The organism is Chitinophaga varians (assembly GCF_014529945.1).
Classification (GTDB): Bacteria; Bacteroidota; Bacteroidia; order Chitinophagales; family Chitinophagaceae; genus Chitinophaga; species Chitinophaga varians.
Genome location: NZ_JACVFB010000002.1, coordinates 894222 through 913955, shown reverse-complemented (window position 1 = coordinate 913955; position 19734 = coordinate 894222). Strand labels below are relative to the sequence as shown.

Below are 19734 nucleotides of genomic sequence, written 5' to 3'. Positions count from 1 at the left end.
CGTTTTAACAGGCATTTAACTTTTTGATGACAAAAGTCAAAAAGTCAAATTTAAGGGAGAGGAAGAGGACTGACCCTCCTGATCAGGGGAGATAGGGGCGAAGATGAAAATTGTTTACCAGGGAGGATTTCACCACCTTTTCCGTTTCATAAAATTATCATGTACAGGAGAGCTGATATCAGTTGTCACCATTCTATTGTACTTCATCACTTATCCACAGGATTGTTATTAGCCCTTCGGGCGAAGTGATGCGCAAATCTTTCGGGTATGGAGAAAACCCTGAGGCCTGCTGGGATTTTCGGGGCCAACACCTCATATAACCAACAAACGCAGCTAAAAAAATCATAGCCCGGGGCTTCCGTCCCGGGACGGGAAAAAAACAGGGCCAACCATATCGGTCGGCCCTCAAAGCATATAAGAATTAAATAATAAAATAAGCCAATGACTAAATGCCTAAATACTCCTATTTCAATTTTTCCAGTGCGGCTTTCAGTTTTTCAAACATTTCAGGAATTTCCTGTTTCACGCAGGTACCCACGCTGAGGCGGTACCATGGCGAGTTTTTAGCCGCGCCGAAAGCGTAGAACGGCACCAGTGCCAGCTTCGCTTCGTTGAGGATGTAGGAGGTAACGGCAGCCTGATCTTGCAGCACGGTGCCATCAGCAGCGGTTTTGCCTGTCAGGTCCAGTTTTACGGTGAGATAGATGGCAGCCTGCGGAGCGATGGCTTCCACCGGGTGGCCGGCTTTTTTCAGGCTGTCAAAACCTTCATAGATTTTTACCAGTCTCTCTTCGATTTCACCTTTAAAATGCTGGAGGTATTTATCCACATTCTCTTTCTGTACGAGGTAGCGGGCAGCTGCTTTTTGTTCTGCCATGGGGCTCCAGGCGCCAACGTGAGAGAGGATGGCTTTCATTTTGCCGATCACATGGGCAGGACCGAGGGCCCAGCCTACTCTTACGCCGGTGGCGGCAAAAGCCTTACTCATACCGTCGATGAAGATGGTGTATTCTTTCAGTTCAGGACGCAGCTGAACGGGATTGTAGTGATGTGTTTCGCCGAAGGTGAGCACCCAGTACATCTGGTCGAACATGATGTAGAGTGGTTTTTCGTTGGCAACCCTGCTTTTGTTTTCAGCGATCACCAGGTCGCAGATCTCTTCCAGTTGTTGTTTGTGGAAAGCGGTACCGGTAGGGTTCTGTGGAGAACACAGCGCCAGGAGGGTAGCCCCTTTCAGCAGCGGCTTCAGTTCAGCAGCAGTAGGCATAAAATCGTTTTCCGCTTTGGTTTCCAGCACTACGTGCTCCGCTTCCAGGAAGTGGGTGTAGTGGTTGTTGTTCCAGGAAGGGGTAGCATATACGATTTTTTCGCCACGGTCAACGATCGTGCGGAAAGTAGCGTAGATAATGGGGCGGCCACCGCAGGAGATCACGATTTCTTTGGCCGGATCGTAGGTCAGTCCCTCACGCTCTGCTATAAAATCACCCACCGCTTTTCTCAGATCGGCGATACCATCTGCCGGCGGATAGTTGGTCAGGTGTTCCTTATAGGCAGTTATGATTTCCTGTTCAAATTCAACCGGGATAGGGAACACCTTCGGATCAAAATCGCCGATGGTGAAGTTGTAGATCTTCTCGCCCTTGGCCTGTTTCTCCTTGACTTCAGCTGCTAACTTGATGATTTCTGATCCAATCAATGTTTCGGCTAAATGAGACAGTTTCATAACCTGCTATTTTTTATTGGTTTTAGAATATTTTTTCAGCGCGGCAAAAGTAACCGATTTGAAGATAATTTAAAAGAAAGGCAATATTCTTTTTACAATCATCAATAACAACGGCCAATTATTGCCTTTCATCTAATCGAAATGCATCATTCCTGCTTTTTATATAGCATTATATAATTTTTAAATGTGATTTTGTTTCGCCTCAGCCTGTGTAAAACCGCTTATATTTAGTGTATAAGATGTGATGAAATTAAGGGGAATAACAAAACTTTCTATCTTTGTTTACAGTACATTTACACCTTTTATCAGGGGTGCCATGTGAACAGACAGGCAGGAGGGCACAACTCCCCGGCAACTAAGAATGACAAGCAAACTAATATAGACCATGAAATTTATTGTTTCTTCCTCTACTTTATTAAAACAATTACAACAGATCAGCGGTGTTATCAATTCCAACACAGTATTACCCATACTGGAGGATTTCCTGTTCCTGATTGATAAAAATGAGCTGACCGTAGTTGCAACTGATCTTGAAACCGTTATGCGGGTGAAGCTGGAGGTGGAAGCCAAAGAGAACGGACGGATCTGTATCCCGGCTAAAATTTTGATGGATTCCCTGAAAAATCTGCCCGACCAGCCACTGACTTTCCACATCGATCTGAATTCCTACGCCGTAGAAATCACTTCCGACAATGGTAAGTACAAAGTGATGGGAGAAAATCCGGAAAACTTCCCCAAAGAACCGGCTGCTGATGACACGACATCCTTTACGATGCGCTCTACAGCACTGGTAACAGCTATCAACAAAACGCTCTTTGCCGTTAGTAACGACGACCTCCGTCCGGCGATGACCGGCGTGTTCTTTGAACTCGGCACGGAAAGCCTCACTTTTGTTGCGACAGATGCTCACCGCCTGGTGAAATATGTAAGAACAGACGCGAAATGCCCGCAGGCAGACACCTTCATCGTGCCGAAGAAGCCGCTGAACCTGCTGAAATCCGCGCTGCCCGACAACGATTCTGAAATCAGGGTTTCTTATAGCCAGAACCACTTCTTCGTGCAGCACGAAGGCGCCCAGATGATCTGCCGCCTCATTGATGCCCGTTTCCCTGACTATAAAGTGGTCATTCCTAAAGACAACCCTTACCGCCTCACCGTGGTAAAAAGCGATTTCCAGAACGCACTGAAACGTGTAGGCGTATTCGCTAACAAAAGCACCAATCAGGTAGCCCTGAATATTACCGGCAGCGAACTGCAACTGTCTGCACAGGACGTTGACTTCTCCTTTGAAGGTAACGAGCGTATGAGCTGTCAGTATACCGGCGACGATATGCAGATCGCTTTCAACGCCAAGTTCCTCATCGAAATGCTGAATGCCGCTGAAGGGGATGAAGTGACCATCGAACTGGCCACCGCTACCAAAGCCGGCATCCTGAAACCTTCCGAAAAAGAGGAAAATGAAGACCTGCTCATGCTGGTAATGCCACTCATGCTGAACAACTAATACCCGTTTTCAGCCTGCTAAAGTGAACGGCTACACTAAAAGCCATATGCTTATAGCTAAAAGTTTATATATAAAGCAATCTCTACCAAAGAGGTTGCTTTTTTCTTTGCCTGTGGCGGAAAAGAGCGCTTATTTATTGCCCAAAAAGTCGTAATTTTTAACCGGGGTAAACAGGAAAAAATAGCTTATAGGAAAATAGAAACAGTTACCGATTTACTTTATTACGCCCCACCTATCCACCCGTTTGACATTGTTGGCCTGGCCGGAAAACCTTGATATTTCAGAAAGCAGAGAACACACATTCCCGGATATATCTTTTACCAGTTATGGTAACGTTTTTTGAAAATATTCCGTCTTATTACCGTACTGCCATTTTGGTAGGCGGACTGCTGTTGTTATGGATCATCGAGGGTTTCTTTCCCCGTTTTATCTTCCGTGGCAGCAAATACCGACATGCCGGTACCAACCTGTTTTTCACCCTCACCACTGTGATCGTGAACACGGGTTTTGCGTTCCTGATCGTAAAGGCTTCCCAATGGACCAGCCATGCCCGTTTCGGGCTCCTATACTGGCTGCAACTACCGCTATGGCTGCATGCACTGCTGGCCATCCTGATGCTGGACCTGATAGGCGCTTACCTCATTCACCTGGTGCAACATAAAATCGGGTGGATGTGGCAGTTCCATAAAATACATCATATCGATACACAAATAGACGCCACTACGGCGTTACGTCATCACCCGGTGGAAAGCCTCTTCCGCGTGGGTGCGCTTTTACTGGCCATCCTTACTATGGGCATACCCATCTGGATGGTGATGTTTTATCAATCACTTTCTGCGTTTATGTCACAATTTAACCACGCCAACATCAGACTGCCTAAACGGCTCGATAATGTCCTCAGCTGGATCATCGTTTCCCCTGATATGCATAAAGTACACCACAGCCACCACCAGCCGGAAACGGATTCCAATTATGCCAACATCTTCTCGATCTGGGACCGCATTTTCGGCACTTTTATTTTTATTCCGGACACCACCTCCATCCGGTACGGACTGGACGAATACCGGGATAACCGCTATCAGGAAGTAGGGCCGCTATTGAAAGTGCCCTGGGAACAAACTACTGTAGCTAAAAATGATAAGATAAGTGGAGTGAGCAGTAACCTGTAGCGCGTATTGATTTACCTGTTTATTAAATCCGTAATATATGCAACACTCAACAACACTCACAAAAACGGCCTGCATCGCAGCATTGGTCATCGGCGTTCTTTCAGCAGCATTTGCTTTTGCTACCAAAACGCCCACCTATGCCGTAGCATCCGGCGCCGCCGCAGGTGTGATCGGCCTCGTATCCCTTTATATCGGCAGGAAAAATATTGATGATATGCAGCTCGCAGCTGCCGGCATCTTTATGGCTGTAGTAGCCTGCCTGGTAGGACTCTGGCAACTGTACAACTAAAGACATGGTCAGTGGCTCCGACGATACCGGTCTGTATACCCTTCCGCTGCCTTCAACGGAAACAGTACCAGCGATGTGTCGGACAACTCCCTGATAATGGTGGTATCAACAACGGCAGCCGTATCTTTTACGCCTTCCGAATGGCTCCATAAAAACAACGTGTCATTGTTCAAGGCCCATTTTTCATATACCAGCGTATACATGTTGATAGATTTTGCAGTACCGTTCCTGCGCAGCTGAAACCCCTGCATCTCCTTATCCAGTCCCGCTACGGGCTGTATCCATTTCCCTATGAGCTTAGCTGTGTCTACCCGCAGCGTATCAGTTACAGCAGCGATGCTGTCGGTAACGCCGGCATTGCTGCTGTCTGTAACCACTATCAGACTGCTGTCGTGCGCCGCCTCTTCCGGCACAGTTGCTTTCTTTGACTTACACGCTACCAATAACAATAATAATGGCAATAGTGACGGTAACTGTTTTATTAACATGAAACTAAATTACGAATTACCGGTATATGCGGAAGATATTTTTTGCCACAGCACAATCAGGCTATACCATTTAGGGATTTTTTGATTTACGATTTTTTGATTTTATAGGCTGATAAAAGCGAAGAATAATAATTATTTGGGCCTCTGCTTTGGACCGCCCGGATATCTGTTATCTATTCTTTATAATCTTGTTATAACGTATATACGTTTCCGTTATAATAAAAAAAACGGCAGTTATCCTGTCGGGAAATCTGACAGCGAACTGAAATTTCCCATCCGTAAAAATATCATGATACAATTATTATTTTTTTCCTACTTTTACCCCTCACTTTAGGGGTGTTTATCCCGTACCCGGGATAAGCTGAGATGATACCCTCAGTACCTGAAGCAGCTCATACTGCCGTAGGGAAAAGTAACTGAACTTTCTCATCTTCCACATCCTTAAAGTTTATTGTTTCACTTAAATTCCAACACGCATGGAAGTGCTTGTAAACAATAAACTTTATGCGGTGCAGCAAGGAATAACTATTGCTGCGCTCCTACAGTTTATTCAACTCTCCGCCCAAAAAGGTATTGCTATTGCGGTCAACGACCAGGTAGTTCCCCGGAACGCCTGGAATGACCAGCCATTGCAGCCATCAGACAGTATTACGATCATCCGCGCCACACAGGGCGGATAGTTCGTTCATACTACCTTAATTCGTTTAGCCATTTACGTTATACATCATAACGAAACGGTATTCCCATGTCCACAAAATCCTCTCTCATGCAAAAACAACCAGTGGCCATCAGCCGCACGCCCTTTCCCGCCTCAGAAAAAATATATGTCAGCGGGACTATCCACCCTGTAAAAGTCGCCATGCGAAAAATAACGCTGACGGACACACGTATGCACGGCCGCAAAGGCGACGCTGTTCCCAACGAACCGGTAGTGGTATATGATACCAGCGGCCCTTACACCGATCCTTCCATCGATATAGACGTGACCCGTGGCCTGCCCAGACTGCGCGAATCCTGGATAGTCGGCAGGGGAGACGTGGAACAGCTCCCACAATATACCAGTCCCTACGTACGGCAGCTACAACAGAAAGGCGATAATATGCCCGGTATGAGCATCACTGCCCAACCACTGCGCGCGCTGCCCGGCCAAAATGTGACCCAGTTGTACTACGCACAACAAGGCATCATCACGCCGGAGATGGAGTACATCGCCATCCGCGAAAATCAATATGCGGAGAAATACTATCAGGAAAACAGCCCCCTCTGGCATCAGCACCCCGGCAACAGCATGGGCGCCAATATGCCTAAAAAGCATATCACACCGGAATTTGTACGGCAGGAAATTGCCGCCGGAAGAGCCATCATCCCGGCCAACATCAATCACCCGGAAAGTGAGCCCATGATCATCGGCCGCAACTTCCTCGTGAAAATCAACGCCAACATCGGCAACTCCGCGGTCACCTCCAGCATCGAGGAAGAAGTGGAAAAAGCGGTATGGTCCTGCCGCTGGGGCGCAGACACCATCATGGACCTCAGCACCGGTAAAAACATCCACGAAACAAGAGAATGGATTATCCGTAACTCGCCCGTGCCCATTGGGACTGTCCCCATCTACCAGGCACTCGAAAAAGTAAATGGCAAAGCGGAAGACCTTACCTGGGAAATCTTCCGGGACACGCTGATAGAACAGGCAGAACAAGGGGTGGACTACTTCACGATCCACGCCGGCGTACTGCTCCGCTATATACCGCTCACGGCTAAACGAACAACCGGTATCGTATCCCGCGGCGGCTCCATCATGGCCAAATGGTGCCTCGCGCATCACAAGGAAAACTTCCTCTACACGCACTTCGAAGATATCTGCGAGATTATGAAGGCATACGACGTTTCCTTCTCTCTCGGCGACGGTCTTCGTCCCGGCAGCATCGCTGACGCCAACGACGCGGCACAGTTTGCAGAACTGGAAACACTGGGTGAGCTCACTAAAATTGCCTGGAAACATCATATACAGGTGATGATTGAAGGCCCCGGACATGTGCCCATGCACCTGATCAAAGAAAACATGGACAAACAGCTGGAACACTGCCATGAAGCGCCGTTCTACACGCTCGGCCCCCTCACCACCGACATCGCTCCCGGCTATGATCACATCACCTCCGGTATCGGCGCGGCCATGATCGGCTGGTTCGGCACCGCCATGCTGTGTTATGTTACCCCGAAAGAACACCTCGGGCTGCCTAACAAAGAAGATGTGCGGCAAGGCGTGATCACGTATAAAATAGCCGCCCACGCCGCCGACCTCGCCAAAGGCCATCCCGGCGCACAACATCGCGACAATGCCCTCAGCAAGGCCCGCTTCGAATTCCGCTGGGAAGACCAGTTCAACCTCTCCCTGGACCCGGAAACAGCCCGCTCTTTCCATGACGAAACGTTGCCGGCAGAAGGAGCCAAAATCGCCCACTTCTGCTCTATGTGCGGCCCCAACTTCTGCTCCATGAAAATCACGCAGGAGGTACGGGATTTCGCCACCAGAGAAGGGCTGGACGATGCGGCGGCCCTCGAAACAGGCATGCAGGAAAAGGCCCGGTCATTCGCAGAACAGGGTGGCGAAATCTATCAATAAAAACAGCTACCGATGATTTGGGTCATCACCTCACCCGAACGCATACACGAAGAAGAGCAGATCGTCGCCGATCTGCTACAGGCAGGGGCCAGCCACCTGCTGCTGCGCAAACCCTCCTGGCAAACAGCCGACTATCTGTCCTTTCTGGAGAAAATAGCGCCGGAATGGCACCCGCGTATCATCGTTCGGGACCATGCCGGAGTAAGCAGCCGGTTTGCGGTGGGAGGCCTGCATCTCAGCGAAAAAAAACGCTGCAGTACCGATACCCGCACGTTGCAACGTTTTCCGCTTTGCAGCACCGGTATACATGATACTGCTGCCATCGCCACGATGCCGTCAACGTTTAACGTGTTGCTACTCAGCCCTGTGTTCAACAGCATCTCCAAAACCGGCTATCACGGCCGTTTTGCGCAGCCGTTGCCCAACAAGCAGGGGAAACGCATACTGGCACTGGGTGGTGTAGATGCCTCCAACATTCATCAGCTGAAAGCCTGGCATTTCGATGGCGCCGCCTTGTTAGGCGCCATCTGGCAACAGCCCGAAAAAGCAGTCACACTTTATCAGCGCATACAACAACGATGGAACAGCAACGACCAGTCGTCATGAGCCTCGCAGGCCTTGACCCCAGCGGGGGAGCAGGCCTGCTGGCAGATATCAAAACTTTTGAGCAACACCGCGTATACGGCCTCGGCATATGCACGGCGCTAACCATACAAACCGCCAGCGACTTCATTTCGGTGGACTGGCTGTCGCTACCGCGCATCCTTGCACAGGCGAGGCCTTTGCTGGCCACCGAAACGATCACCTACTGTAAAATCGGCATCATGGCAGATGTGCAATCCCTCCTGGAACTGGTACGCACCATTAAATTTCTGTCACCCGGTATCCGCATCATCGTGGACCCGGTGCTGAAAGCCTCCGCGGGACATGCCTTTCACAGTAGTATCCCGCGGCAGGTATGGCAGAAGTTGCTGCCCGAGCTGTATCTGATCACGCCCAACTATCACGAAGCCATGCTGTTGACAGGCCTCGATGATGGCGATGCGGCGGCGAAGCACCTCTCCGCCTATTGCGCCGTATTGCTCAAAGGAGGCCATCATCACGTCCGTCCCGGCGAGGATACCCTGTACAACGGCAGCGAAGAACACCGGTTCCCTGCCGGAAAACAACAGGTGTATCCCAAACACGGATCAGGCTGCGTGCTGTCTGCCGCCATCACGGCCAATCTTGCGCTGGGCCATTCGTTGCCTGATGCTTGTGCTAACGCCAAAGCCTATACGGAAAATTTATTATCCAGTCATCCTTCACTAACCGGATATCATTACACATGATCAACAAACTGCATTATATCTCTCAGCAAACAGACCAGCGCAGCCACCTCGACAACATCCGGGCGGCCTGTGACGCCGGCTGTCAACTGGTACAACTACGCATTAAAAATGAAACGCACGAAAATGTGCTGCCGGTAGCTTCAGCCGCCAAAGCCATCTGCGACCGGTACAACGCGTCGCTGATCATCAACGACTACCCTCATATAGCCGTAGCTGTTAACGCAGCGGGCGTACACGTAGGCCTGCAGGACATGACCGTGGCCGCTGCCAGGGCCATCGTAGGCCCGGACAAAATAGTGGGCGGTACCGCCAATACGCTTTCCGACATACTCACGCACGTGAAAAACGGCGCCAGCTATGTGGGTTTGGGGCCTTTCCGTTTCACCACCACCAAACAAAACCTGAGCCCTATCCTCGGCATCGAAGGTTATCAGGCTATTATGACCGCGCTGCGTGAACAACAGGTCACCACACCGGTAGTAGCCATTGGCGGCATTGTGGCAACAGACATCCCCGCCATTATAGAGACAGGCATTCATGGAATAGCCGTGAGCGGGCTTATTACACAGGCAGCCGGACAGCGGTCGCTGGTACAACATATTTATGAACTTTTAAACAAGCAGTGATGACACAACCACTAACCATCGCAGGCAGGACATTTACCTCCCGTCTGTTTACCGGTACCGGCAAATTTGCCTCCGCTCCGTTGATGGAAGAAGCCCTGCTGGCCTCCGGGAGTGAGCTGGTGACCGTTGCCCTGAAGCGGGTAGACCTGCAACAGCAGGCAGATGACCTGTTGCGGCATCTTCATCATCCACATATACAGCTGCTGCCCAACACCTCTGGCGTACGCACCGCCAAAGAGGCCGTTTACGCCGCCCAGCTCGCGCGCGAGGCGCTCGAAACCAACTGGATAAAACTGGAAATACATCCGGATCCCCGCTATCTGATGCCCGATCCGGTAGAAACCCTGCTGGCCGCCACAGAGCTGGTAAAGCTGGGCTTCGTGGTACTTCCCTATATACATGCAGACCCGGTGCTGTGTAAAAGGCTCGAAGACGTGGGCACCGCGGCCGTTATGCCGCTTGGCTCTCCCATTGGCAGCAACAAGGGGCTTCGTACCGCCGATTTCCTCGAAATCATCATCGCACAAAGTAATGTGCCCGTAGTGGTAGACGCAGGCATCGGCACTCCTTCTCATGCCGCCATGGCCATGGAGATGGGGGCTGACGCCGTTCTCGTGAACACTGCGCTGGCAGTCGCCAAAGACCCGGTAAAAATGGCCGCAGCCTTCAAAGCAGGCGTAGAAGCCGGTCGCATGGCCTATGAAGCCGGACTGGCGCCTACCAGCACCCACGCTATCGCCTCCAGCCCGCTGGTGGCTTTTCTCGATGAAGCTTAATCAAAACAGCGATCATGTTTAAAGACATTTTTGAGCAATATCAGTGGGAGGAAGTAAAAGCAGGCATCTATGCTAAAACAGCAGCAGATGTGGAACAGGCCCTGCATAACCAGCGCCGTACCCTCGATGATTTTGCCGCCCTCATTTCACCCGCGGCAGCCGCTTATCTGCAGCCGATGGCGGAAATGAGCCATCAACGCACATTGCAACGCTTCGGTAATACCATGCAGTTATACATTCCGATGTATCTCTCCAATGAATGCCAGAACATCTGCACCTACTGCGGGTTTAGCCTGGACAACAAAATCAGGCGCAAAACCCTCAGCGCAGCAGAGATATTACAGGAAACAGCCGTGATCAAAGCCATGGGATACGACCACGTGCTGCTCGTCACCGGAGAAGCCCATCAGCTGGTAGGCCTGGACTACTTCCAAAAAACGTTGCAGCTGTTAAGGCCGCATTTCTCCCACATCTCCATGGAAGTGCAACCGATGGACGAGGCAGATTACGCCGCCCTGATACCGCTGGGGCTACATGCCGTACTGGTATATCAGGAAACCTACCATCAGGAAGATTACAAAAAACATCATCCTAAAGGACGCAAATCATCGTTTCAATACCGGCTGGAAACGCCCGACAGGCTGGGCCGCGCGGGCATTCACAAAATGGGGCTGGGGGTGTTAATTGGCCTTGAAGACTGGCGCACGGACAGTTTTTTTACCGCCCTTCATCTTCAGTATCTTGAAAAAAAATACTGGCAAACGCGGTACAGTATCTCCTTCCCACGTTTGCGCCCTTTCTCCGGCGGACTGGAACCCAAGGTGGAAATGAATGACCGCGAGCTGGTACAACTCATCTGCGCTTACCGCCTCTTTAATCAGGAAGTGGAACTCAGTATTTCCACACGGGAGCGGGAATCGTTCAGAGATCATATTATCCGGCTTGGCATTACCAGCATGAGTGCCGGATCACGGACCAATCCGGGCGGGTACGCCGCTGATCAGCATTCGCTCGAGCAATTTGAAATATCTGATGAACGAAGCGCCGGCGCTATCGCGGCCATGCTGAAAAAAAGTGGTTATGAACCGGTGTGGAAAGACTGGGACCAGGTATTGGGCTAACATAAAAGAAGGTGGCACTGGTGGCCACCTTTGTTGTTTTTCATAGCTGGTTAAAAGCAATATTACAAGGGGTAATAACTTCTCTCAATCCCTTTAAAGATAAGATGAGCGCAGGTATAAAAATGCAGTGGATTAAGAATGAACAAAATGAACAGATTTTGCGAATGGTGAACAAAATCATCGGTTTTTGATCGGTTAACCCATACTACCGTTCTGAAAACATCGTTCCCTGATGGGCATAAAAAAAGGCTGCTTCTTTGGTGAAGCAGCCTTGTACCGAAAAATCCCGTAGTTGCCATATTACTTATAAAAATAAGTATGATTGGAATACCGCTATCCAAAAATAAAGTGCTATTCCTGAACAACCGTATTTAGCTTCAGTTTGAACAAAATGAACAGTTATCATTTTGCTGCACGGAAAAATCTTTTTGCAGCTTTAATATACAATCCGTTGCACATCTCTGTATGTCTTGATGATATCGTGATCATTTCGCAATGCTTTCTGTTGGTCCGCTATCAATTCCCGAAGGCGGTACGACATAGGTGCGTCAGACCGGAGGGCAGCGCTATAGGCGCGTTGCGCCGCATCTTCCCCATATTCACAAAAAGAAAGAATAGCGTGCCGGTCATGTCCGGTAAAAGCCGTCTTGATCTCCATCCACGTACGGTATAACTTTCCGGCAGCTGTGGTACCGAAGTTCCGCTGCTCGCCCAGCGCCACCAACTCATCGTACAGCTGGGAAGCATATCGGCGGCTGTCATCGATCATACGCTGAAAAAGCGCCTTCAGATCCACATCGTCGGTAGCATCTATCGACTGCTGGTATCCTTCCATTCTGTCGTTGTTGATCTTGACGAGGTCGCTGATTACTTCGGCAATTATTTCTTGTTGTTGCATAATCCGGTAAATTTTTAGGATTTAAAAGATAGTACTATCTATAGCAGCCCAAAAATGCGACCATTTTGCACGGCCTTTATTACCAGATACTTCAACGATCAGGCTTTCCTTCATCCGTCCTTTTTCTTCTCGTATGGGGGAATCGATTCCACACCTTTGCAGGACCTGTTCTTACTGCTATATATTGTATATAAAGGCTTTATCAGCGTTGGCACATATTTTTTAGCAGAATAGATGAACCAAATCCTTAAAACATGAGTAACCTGTTGTATCTAATCGCCGTAATACTTATCATCGGGTGGGTTCTTGGGTTCTTTGTATACTCTGCCGGAGCCCTGATCCACGCCTTACTGATACTGGCTATTATAGCCATCCTAATTAACATCATCAGAGGGAGAGCAGTATAAATAATTACGAATTAGGAATTACGAATTACGAATGAAGGGTCTGCATATGGGAAGGTTACTAAATTAACCTTTTAAAAGAAGGTCCTCAATTCGTGATTCGTAATCCGTAATTCGTAATTTGCCGTCATGAAAGTATCCCGGTTTTTGCTGGCCATCGTTGCAGTGGCTTTTGGCGCCAGTTGCGCCAGCACCCGTCCTGCAACCCATTCCGTTACCACTACCTTCGGCAAGCTCCGTTTCATCGGAGAGCAGACCATCCCGCATAACATGCCTTTTATGGGCACTGTTACCGGCGGGCTCTCAGGCATAGATTACGATGCCTCACGGCAACAGTATTATATGATTTGCGATGACCGCTCCGAGCTGGCGCCAGCCCGCTTCTATACCGCCAGACTGTATTTCTCCGCTCAGTCGTTTGACAGCGTTCGCTTTACAGGAATGACTACGCTGCTGCAACAGAACGGCACTCCTTACCCCGGTGCGAAAGTAAATCCCGCCCTTACCCCCGATCCTGAAGCGTTGCGTTACAATGCCAAAAAAGGTTGCCTTGTCTGGAGCAGCGAAGGGGAGCGGATTGTCAACACCAAAGACACCATCCTCACCAATCCCGGTGTATATGAAATATCCATCGACGGCCATTATCTCGACTCTTTTGCGCTTCCAACGCAGTTCCGCATGCAGGCTACCGAAAATGGTCCCAGGCGCAACGGCGCCTTTGAGGGCCTTGGTTTTACGCCAGCCTATCGCCACACGATCGTCAGCCTGGAAGAACCACGTTATGAAGATGGTCCCCGCGCTGACGTAGGAGATACCACCGCGCTTACAAGGCTCATTAAATATGACAATACCACCCGTCAGCCTGTGGCGCAATATGCCTACCGGCTGGAGCCTGTAGCCTTTCCGGCGACTCCCGCCAACGCTTTTAAAGTAAATGGCATCTCTGATATCCTGGTATTATCCGATCATCAGTTGTTGTCCATTGAACGCTCTTTCTCGTCCGGCGTAAAAGACTGTACTATCAAAGTATTTCTGGTGGACCTCCAGGGCGCTACAGACATCAGTAACATCAATTCCCTGAAAACAGCCACCGGTGTGAAGACCGTTACTAAATCTTTACTTTTTGATTTCGTTTCCCTGGGGAAATATATTGATAACATTGAAGGAGTAACTTTCGGGCCCGTATTACCCAATGGCCATAAAAGCCTGGTATTTGTAGCGGACAACAACTTCTCCGCGGCAGAAGAAAGCCAGTTTTTTGTCTTTGAGTTGATTCCCTGACCTACAGGCATTAACTAAATGCCGGGCCTGGTTGTTATACGGAAAAACCATTCATCGTTATGAAATACCTCCTGTTACTACCAGCAATGGCCCTTTTTGCCTGTCAGCATTCCCGTTCCGGCCAGCAGGCCGGTCATGCCGACAGCACCGCTGTTGCCCCTGCCTGGATTACCTATACCGGCACATTGCCCTGTGCGGACTGCAGCGGCATTCTCACTACCCTCAGCCTCGAAGAAAACGGGCCTGACGGAGAGCTGGTCTTCAAACTAAAGGAGACCTATCAGGGGGTGGCCGGAAAAGACCAGACTTTTAACAGTGAAGGCAACTATAAAGTGCTGCATGGCGACGCAGAAGACAAAGACGCCGAAATTGTACAACTCAATCCGGACAAAGACCAGAATCTTCAACGCTTTTACCGGAGGGCGGGAGACGTGCTTCGTCCACTCGACAAAGACAGGCAGGCTATCCCGGCCTCTATGACCTACAGCCTCAAACGCGTCAGCGAATAACGGATATATCAAAAAAGTCGCTTAAATTTAGTCCGGACCAGTGACTTTATCATTCCAAAATTTATGACGCGTATCTTAGGCTGCCTGATGGCTTTGTTGATGTTGCAGGTGCATGTGTTTGGGAAATCTCCACAGGACAGCTTGCTGAAGGAGTTAAACAAGAGCATTGACAATGCAGCTGCGTACGACGCCCTGAAAATAAAAGGCATCGACAGTATCAGACGTACCCTTGCCAATACCAGCGCCGATCCGGGCGCCCGCTACCATACCTATCAACTGTTGTACGAACAGTACAAGGTTTTCAACTTTGATTCCGCTTTTGTATATGCCCGGCTGATGGAGAAGCTGGCCGGCGAAATGCAGGACCCGCTACGCCTCACTTATGCCCGCACCCGAATTGGCTTCATCCTGTTATCTTCCGGCATGTTCACCGAAACATCCGCTTTCCTTAACAGCCTCGATGTCACCGGCATGCCCGACAGTATCCGTTCCCAATATTATCTGATGAAAAGCCGGTTCTATTACGATCTGGCCGATTATAACCAGGACCGGTATTATTCACCATCCTATATTCATCAGGGTAGTATATATATGGACTCCGCCCTTCACCTGCTGCCGCCCTCATCTTTCGAGTATCAGTACAACAAAGGGCTGCAATATTATAAGATGGGCAACCTCAACGCTGCCCGTGCCAGTTACCCTGACCTGGACCAGCCGGGGCTCAACTACCGGCAGCTGGCCGTTGCCGCCTGCACGCTGGGATATATATACCTGCATGCCCACAAGACAGATACCGCCATTGAACTGATGTACCGCTCCGCCATCGCGGACATTAAATCTTCCACCAAGGAAACCATGGCCATGTATACCCTGGCCACCCTGCTTTTTGAAAAAGGCGATATTAAAAATGCCTCTCACTTTATTGAAAAGGCCATCGCAGAAGCAGTATTTTATGGCGCCAGGCAACGTAAAGTGCAGGTTAGCAGTATTTTGCCCATCATTGAGCAGGAACGAATCAATACCGCCGAAGAAAGAACCAGATCATTGCTCGTTTACGCCTCCATTGTAACACTGTTGCTGGTGGCAGTAGTGATACTTGCCATTACGGTCACAAGGCAGGTACGTAAACTGAAAGTAGCACAGGAAATCATCACCGCTGCCCATCTCAAACAACAGGAGATCAACAATCAATTACTGGAAGCCAATAAGATAAAAGAAGAATACGTTGGCTACTGTTTTAATATTTATGCTTCCTATATCAGTAAGATCGAAAAACTAAAACAGACCCTTGAGCAAAAATTAACCGAAAACAAACCAAGTGAGGTAAAATATCTTGTAAATAATATCAACATACGGCAGGAAAGGGAAGACCTATTCACTACTTTTGACCGGGTATTTCTGAAGATATTCCCTCATTTTGTGGCAGAATTTAATAACCTGTTTGAACCAGTCAACCAGGTAGTCCTTCGGGAAAATGAATTATTAAATACCGACATCCGGATTTTTGCCCTCATTCGTATAGGCATCACTGATAATGAAAAAATTGCCCGGATATTGGAATATTCCGTCAACACCATTTATGCTTATAAAACCAAAATCAAAAAACGCTCTTTGGTGCCCAACGAAGAATTTGAAGACCGGATCATGGCCATTAAAGCCCTCTGAAAAGGGGGTAAAACGGGTGAATACCATCGATATATGTAAAAAATATATTTGTTTGTAATTTCCTGTTTTTCAAAAAGATACGACCGCAACCTGTTCAAAATAGCCTTTTATTTTCTATATTTACCCTGTATAAGTTGTTCACCTGAACATTGCTTTCTTACTTTGACAAAAAAGGAAGCGTAAACCAATAATCTGAATTTAAAAAGCCAATAAACCAAGGCATCATTGCCGCCCACGTAAACCAGTTAATTTATAAATCCACGTTGTTCCGCATGTTGAGCCAGCCTCCACATTCAGCAACCAATTTGAATCTAAGTTTTTAAATCCACGGTAAACAGAACAGTTCATTCACTGCTCAAAAATCCACATTATGATGAAAACACGACTTTTCAGGCATCTTTTCCTGTGCACATGCTTCATGTTGTTACAGGGTCTGCTCATGGCCCAGAACAGGACCGTGACAGGTAAAGTTACAGATGACAAAGGCTCCCCTATTCCAGGTGCTTCCGTGCAAATCAAAGGCACTAAAAACGGAACCACCACTGATCCTGAAGGCAACTTTAAAGTATCCGTTGGCCCCAGCGCCAACACCCTGATCATTTCCTTTATCGGACAAACCGCACAGGAAGTCAGCATCGCCAACAAAACGCATGTAGATGTAAAACTGGTAGCCGAAAACACCACACTGACCGACGTAGTGGTCGTTGGTTACGGCACCACCCGCAAAAAAGATATTACCGGCGCCATCTCCCAGGTAAAAGCCGCGGACTTTAACCGTGGTATCACCAGTGCCCCTGATCAGCTGATCCAGGGCAAGGTATCTGGTCTGATGGTACTCAATAACAGCGGCGCTCCCGGTGCTTCCGCTACCGTACGTATCAGGGGCGTGTCCTCTGTAAGGTCCGGCAACCAGCCCCTCTATGTGATAGACGGGGTACCGCTCGACGGACGCGTAGCACGGCCCGCTATCAATGTAAGCGGTCTTGGCCAGACACCGGATGCCAACCCGCTCAACTTCATCAATTCCAGCGACATCGCTTCCATGGACGTACTGAAAGACGCCTCCGCCACCGCCATCTATGGTTCCCGTGGCGCCAACGGCGTTATCATCATCAGCACCAAAAAAGGTACGCCCGGGCCCGCCCGCCTCGATGTGGCCTATTCCGTTGGCGCCAGCAGCATCATGAAACAGCTGGACGTACTGGATGCCGATGAATACCGCTCAGCCCTTAAAACCTATAACCTGTCCGGCGGCGATTACGGCAGCAGCTCCAACGGGATGAAATCCATCCTCCGTACCGGCATCACCCATAATATCAATGTGGCGATGAGCGGCGGCAACGAAACCAGCCGTTACCGCGCTTCCTTCGGTGTACAGGACCAGGAAGGTATCATCAAAAAATCGGGGCTGAAAAAATATACCGCTACCCTCAACGGTCAGAATAAATTCCTCGACAGCAAAAAACTGGGTATCGACTATAATATCATGGCCGCTCAGACGACCGAACAACTGGCTCCCATCACCAACGATGCCGGTTTCACCGGTAGCCTCATCAGCATGGCCCTCCAGTGGAACCCGACCATGCCTATCCGCAATACCGACGGATCATTTAACATCCTCGGTGAGGGTAGCGCCGTGAATCCGGAAGCCATGTCAGCAGCATATGATGACAAGGTAAACATCAGCTATATCCTCGCCAGCGTTTCTCCTTATTATAAATTCAACGACAACTGGGAATACCGTGCACTTTATAGCGTTAACCATCAGGTAGGCAAAAGGGAAACACAGGTAGCTTCTTTTATCAACATTCCCGGCATCATGAAACAAGGGCTGGCCTACTATGGCAATGCCGAGCTGACCACCCAATTGCTGACCAACACCCTGAGCTTCAATAAACAATTTAACCCGGCCTTCAACCTGAACGCCGTAGTGGGCCATGAATACCAGAAATTCGACTATTCCGGTATGGGCCTTGGCGCCACCGGGTTCCCGACTTATGCCGTAAAATATACCGACATTCTCCAGGCGCCCTCACAAGCCAATACCAATATCAGCTCCTTCCGGAATCCCAGCTCTGAGCTGCAGTCATTCTTCGGAAGGGCCACCTTCAATCTGTATGATAAGTACATCCTCACCGGTACCCTGAGAGCCGACGGCTCCAGTAAATTTGGTTCCAACAACAAATACGGCTACTTCCCGTCTTTTGCCGCCAAATGGAACATCACCGGCGAAGATTTCCTCAAAGGCAATAAAACCATCAACAATCTGGCACTGAGAGTAGGTTATGGTGCTACCGGCAACCAGGAATTCCCTGCCGGCGCCGCCCAGGAACAATACGGTCTGGGTGCCTCCGGCTCCGCCGCCCTCACCAACGTGGCCAATCCGAACCTGAAGTGGGAGAGCTCCAAACAGTTCAACGCGGGCGTGGACTTCAGCCTCGTTGATAATCTCATCTATGGTAGCGTGGACTACTTCTATAAAAACACCAGCAACCTGCTGTTCAGCTTCCCTGCCATCCAGCCGGCGCCGGCCTCCACTTACTGGATCAACCTGCCCGGTAATGTGATCAACAACGGGGTGGAAGTATCCCTCAAAGGAGACATCATCCGGAAGAAAGACCTGAGATGGACATTAGGCGTAAACGGTACTTTCCTGCATAACGAACTGAAAAACTACGACGGACCTCCTGTACTCACCGGCGCTATCAGCGGCCAGGGTGTTTCCGGCGCTACTGCTCAAAGGCTGGCCAATGGCTATCCGTTGAACACCTTCTACGTACGTAAGTTCGAAGGCTTCGATGATAAAGGCCAGGCTATCTATGCCGACAATGGCAATACCCTGTATTACCTCACCAATCCTAACCCGAAAACACTGCTCGGTATCAACACCGAAGTGGTATACAAAAAATGGGTACTGGCAGCCAGCGGCCACGGCGCCTTCGGCCACGAGGTATACAATAATACCGCTAATACCGTACTGCCCATCGGTAACCTTGGCTCCCGCAATATCGCCAAATCAATACTGGGCAATGGTGAAGCACTCTCCAATCCTATCACCGTGTCTTCCCGCTACCTCGAAAAAGGCAACTTCTTCAAGCTGGACAACGTGACACTCACCTATAACGTTGGTAATGTAGGCCGTGTCCTGAAAAATGCAGCGGTATATGCTACCGGCCAAAACCTCTTCGTGATCACCAAATACAGCGGCTTTGATCCTGAAGTGAATACCGACAAAAACGTGAATGGGGTGACCTCCTTCGGCATTGAATACGGTCCGTATCCTACCGCCAGAACGGTCATGCTCGGCATCCTGTTTTCCTTGTAAAC

At 49.4% G+C, this 19734-nt stretch carries 19 protein-coding genes and 1 riboswitch; of the genes, 16 read left to right on the top strand and 3 right to left on the bottom strand.

The features are described from left to right. Positions 1–463: 463 nt before the first annotated feature. Positions 464–1723: a pyridoxal phosphate-dependent aminotransferase gene (locus ICL55_RS11605; protein WP_188097187.1), complete on the bottom strand. Its 1260-nt coding sequence runs from the start codon at positions 1721–1723 to the stop codon at positions 464–466. 385 nt (positions 1724–2108) lie between these two features. Between ICL55_RS11605 and dnaN the strand changes: the two genes are divergently transcribed. The 3 genes from dnaN to ICL55_RS11590 all read left to right on the top strand — a co-directional run bounded on the left by dnaN (position 2109) and on the right by ICL55_RS11590 (position 4685). Beyond that, positions 2109–3227 (top strand): DNA polymerase III subunit beta, encoded by a 1119-nt coding sequence (gene dnaN / locus ICL55_RS11600; RefSeq protein ID WP_188097185.1) that lies wholly within the window; start codon positions 2109–2111, stop codon positions 3225–3227. Between the two features lie 326 nt (positions 3228–3553). Next, entirely contained in the window at positions 3554–4396 is an 843-nt protein-coding gene (locus ICL55_RS11595; protein ID WP_188097183.1) for a sterol desaturase family protein, read from the top strand. Positions 4397–4433: 37 nt separating this feature from the next. Then, positions 4434–4685, top strand: coding sequence for a hypothetical protein (locus ICL55_RS11590; protein WP_169223443.1), 252 nt, complete (start codon positions 4434–4436; stop codon positions 4683–4685). An 8-nt stretch (positions 4686–4693) separates the two neighbouring features. Here the strand turns inward: ICL55_RS11590 and ICL55_RS11585 are convergent, their stop codons facing one another. Then, complete coding sequence (locus ICL55_RS11585; RefSeq protein WP_188097181.1) at positions 4694–5173, bottom strand: lipocalin-like domain-containing protein; 480 nt, start codon at positions 5171–5173, stop codon at positions 4694–4696. Positions 5174–5495: 322 nt separating this feature from the next. Next, positions 5496–5599: riboswitch (TPP riboswitch) on the top strand. 50 nt (positions 5600–5649) lie between these two features. On the opposite strand from ICL55_RS11585, the gene thiS reads away from it, so the two are divergent. The 8 genes from thiS to ICL55_RS11545 all read left to right on the top strand — a co-directional run bounded on the left by thiS (position 5650) and on the right by ICL55_RS11545 (position 11841). Further along, the gene (thiS, locus tag ICL55_RS11580) at positions 5650–5853 is read left to right on the top strand and encodes a sulfur carrier protein ThiS (protein WP_188097179.1); all 204 of its coding nucleotides are present in this window, start codon (positions 5650–5652) and stop codon (positions 5851–5853) included. A gap of 86 nt (positions 5854–5939) precedes the next feature. Continuing rightward, the gene (thiC, locus tag ICL55_RS11575) at positions 5940–7796 is read left to right on the top strand and encodes a phosphomethylpyrimidine synthase ThiC (RefSeq protein WP_188097177.1); all 1857 of its coding nucleotides are present in this window, start codon (positions 5940–5942) and stop codon (positions 7794–7796) included. A 12-nt stretch (positions 7797–7808) separates the two neighbouring features. Then, on the top strand, positions 7809–8402 hold the full coding sequence (locus tag ICL55_RS11570) for a thiamine phosphate synthase (RefSeq protein ID WP_188097175.1): 594 nt from the start codon (positions 7809–7811) through the stop codon (positions 8400–8402). Continuing rightward, positions 8375–9127: a hydroxymethylpyrimidine/phosphomethylpyrimidine kinase gene (locus tag ICL55_RS11565; protein WP_188097173.1), complete on the top strand. Its 753-nt coding sequence runs from the start codon at positions 8375–8377 to the stop codon at positions 9125–9127. The genes ICL55_RS11570 and ICL55_RS11565 overlap by 28 nt, the downstream gene beginning before the upstream one ends. Then, positions 9124–9753, top strand: coding sequence for a thiamine phosphate synthase (locus tag ICL55_RS11560; RefSeq protein WP_188097171.1), 630 nt, complete (start codon positions 9124–9126; stop codon positions 9751–9753). The genes ICL55_RS11565 and ICL55_RS11560 overlap by 4 nt, the downstream gene beginning before the upstream one ends. Continuing rightward, positions 9753–10529 (top strand): thiazole synthase, encoded by a 777-nt coding sequence (locus ICL55_RS11555; protein WP_188097169.1) that lies wholly within the window; start codon positions 9753–9755, stop codon positions 10527–10529. Before ICL55_RS11560 ends, ICL55_RS11555 begins: the two co-directional genes overlap by 1 nt. 14 nt (positions 10530–10543) lie before the next feature. Continuing rightward, positions 10544–11650 (top strand): 2-iminoacetate synthase ThiH, encoded by a 1107-nt coding sequence (gene thiH, locus ICL55_RS11550; RefSeq protein WP_188097166.1) that lies wholly within the window; start codon positions 10544–10546, stop codon positions 11648–11650. Positions 11651–11661: 11 nt separating this feature from the next. Continuing rightward, positions 11662–11841 carry a hypothetical protein gene (locus tag ICL55_RS11545; RefSeq protein WP_188097164.1) on the top strand — a complete coding sequence of 60 codons (180 nt, stop codon included), beginning with the start codon at positions 11662–11664 and terminating at the stop codon, positions 11839–11841. Between the two features lie 245 nt (positions 11842–12086). Here ICL55_RS11545 and ICL55_RS11540 read toward each other — a convergent pair whose 3' ends face one another. Continuing rightward, positions 12087–12548 carry a ferritin-like domain-containing protein gene (locus ICL55_RS11540; RefSeq protein ID WP_188097162.1) on the bottom strand — a complete coding sequence of 154 codons (462 nt, stop codon included), beginning with the start codon at positions 12546–12548 and terminating at the stop codon, positions 12087–12089. Between the two features lie 254 nt (positions 12549–12802). On the opposite strand from ICL55_RS11540, the gene ICL55_RS11535 reads away from it, so the two are divergent. The 5 genes from ICL55_RS11535 (at position 12803) to ICL55_RS11515 (ending at position 19732) form a co-directional block, all read left to right on the top strand. Next, entirely contained in the window at positions 12803–12955 is a 153-nt protein-coding gene (locus ICL55_RS11535) for a lmo0937 family membrane protein (RefSeq protein WP_188097160.1), read from the top strand. A 126-nt stretch (positions 12956–13081) separates the two neighbouring features. Next, positions 13082–14233, top strand: coding sequence for an esterase-like activity of phytase family protein (locus tag ICL55_RS11530; RefSeq protein ID WP_188097159.1), 1152 nt, complete (start codon positions 13082–13084; stop codon positions 14231–14233). A 59-nt stretch (positions 14234–14292) separates the two neighbouring features. After that, positions 14293–14742: a copper resistance protein NlpE gene (locus tag ICL55_RS11525; protein ID WP_188097157.1), complete on the top strand. Its 450-nt coding sequence runs from the start codon at positions 14293–14295 to the stop codon at positions 14740–14742. Between the two features lie 63 nt (positions 14743–14805). After that, entirely contained in the window at positions 14806–16407 is a 1602-nt protein-coding gene (locus ICL55_RS11520) for a DUF6377 domain-containing protein (protein WP_188097155.1), read from the top strand. Positions 16408–16777: 370 nt separating this feature from the next. Beyond that, complete coding sequence (locus tag ICL55_RS11515) at positions 16778–19732, top strand: SusC/RagA family TonB-linked outer membrane protein (protein WP_246496221.1); 2955 nt, start codon at positions 16778–16780, stop codon at positions 19730–19732. Positions 19733–19734 lie beyond the last annotated feature (2 nt).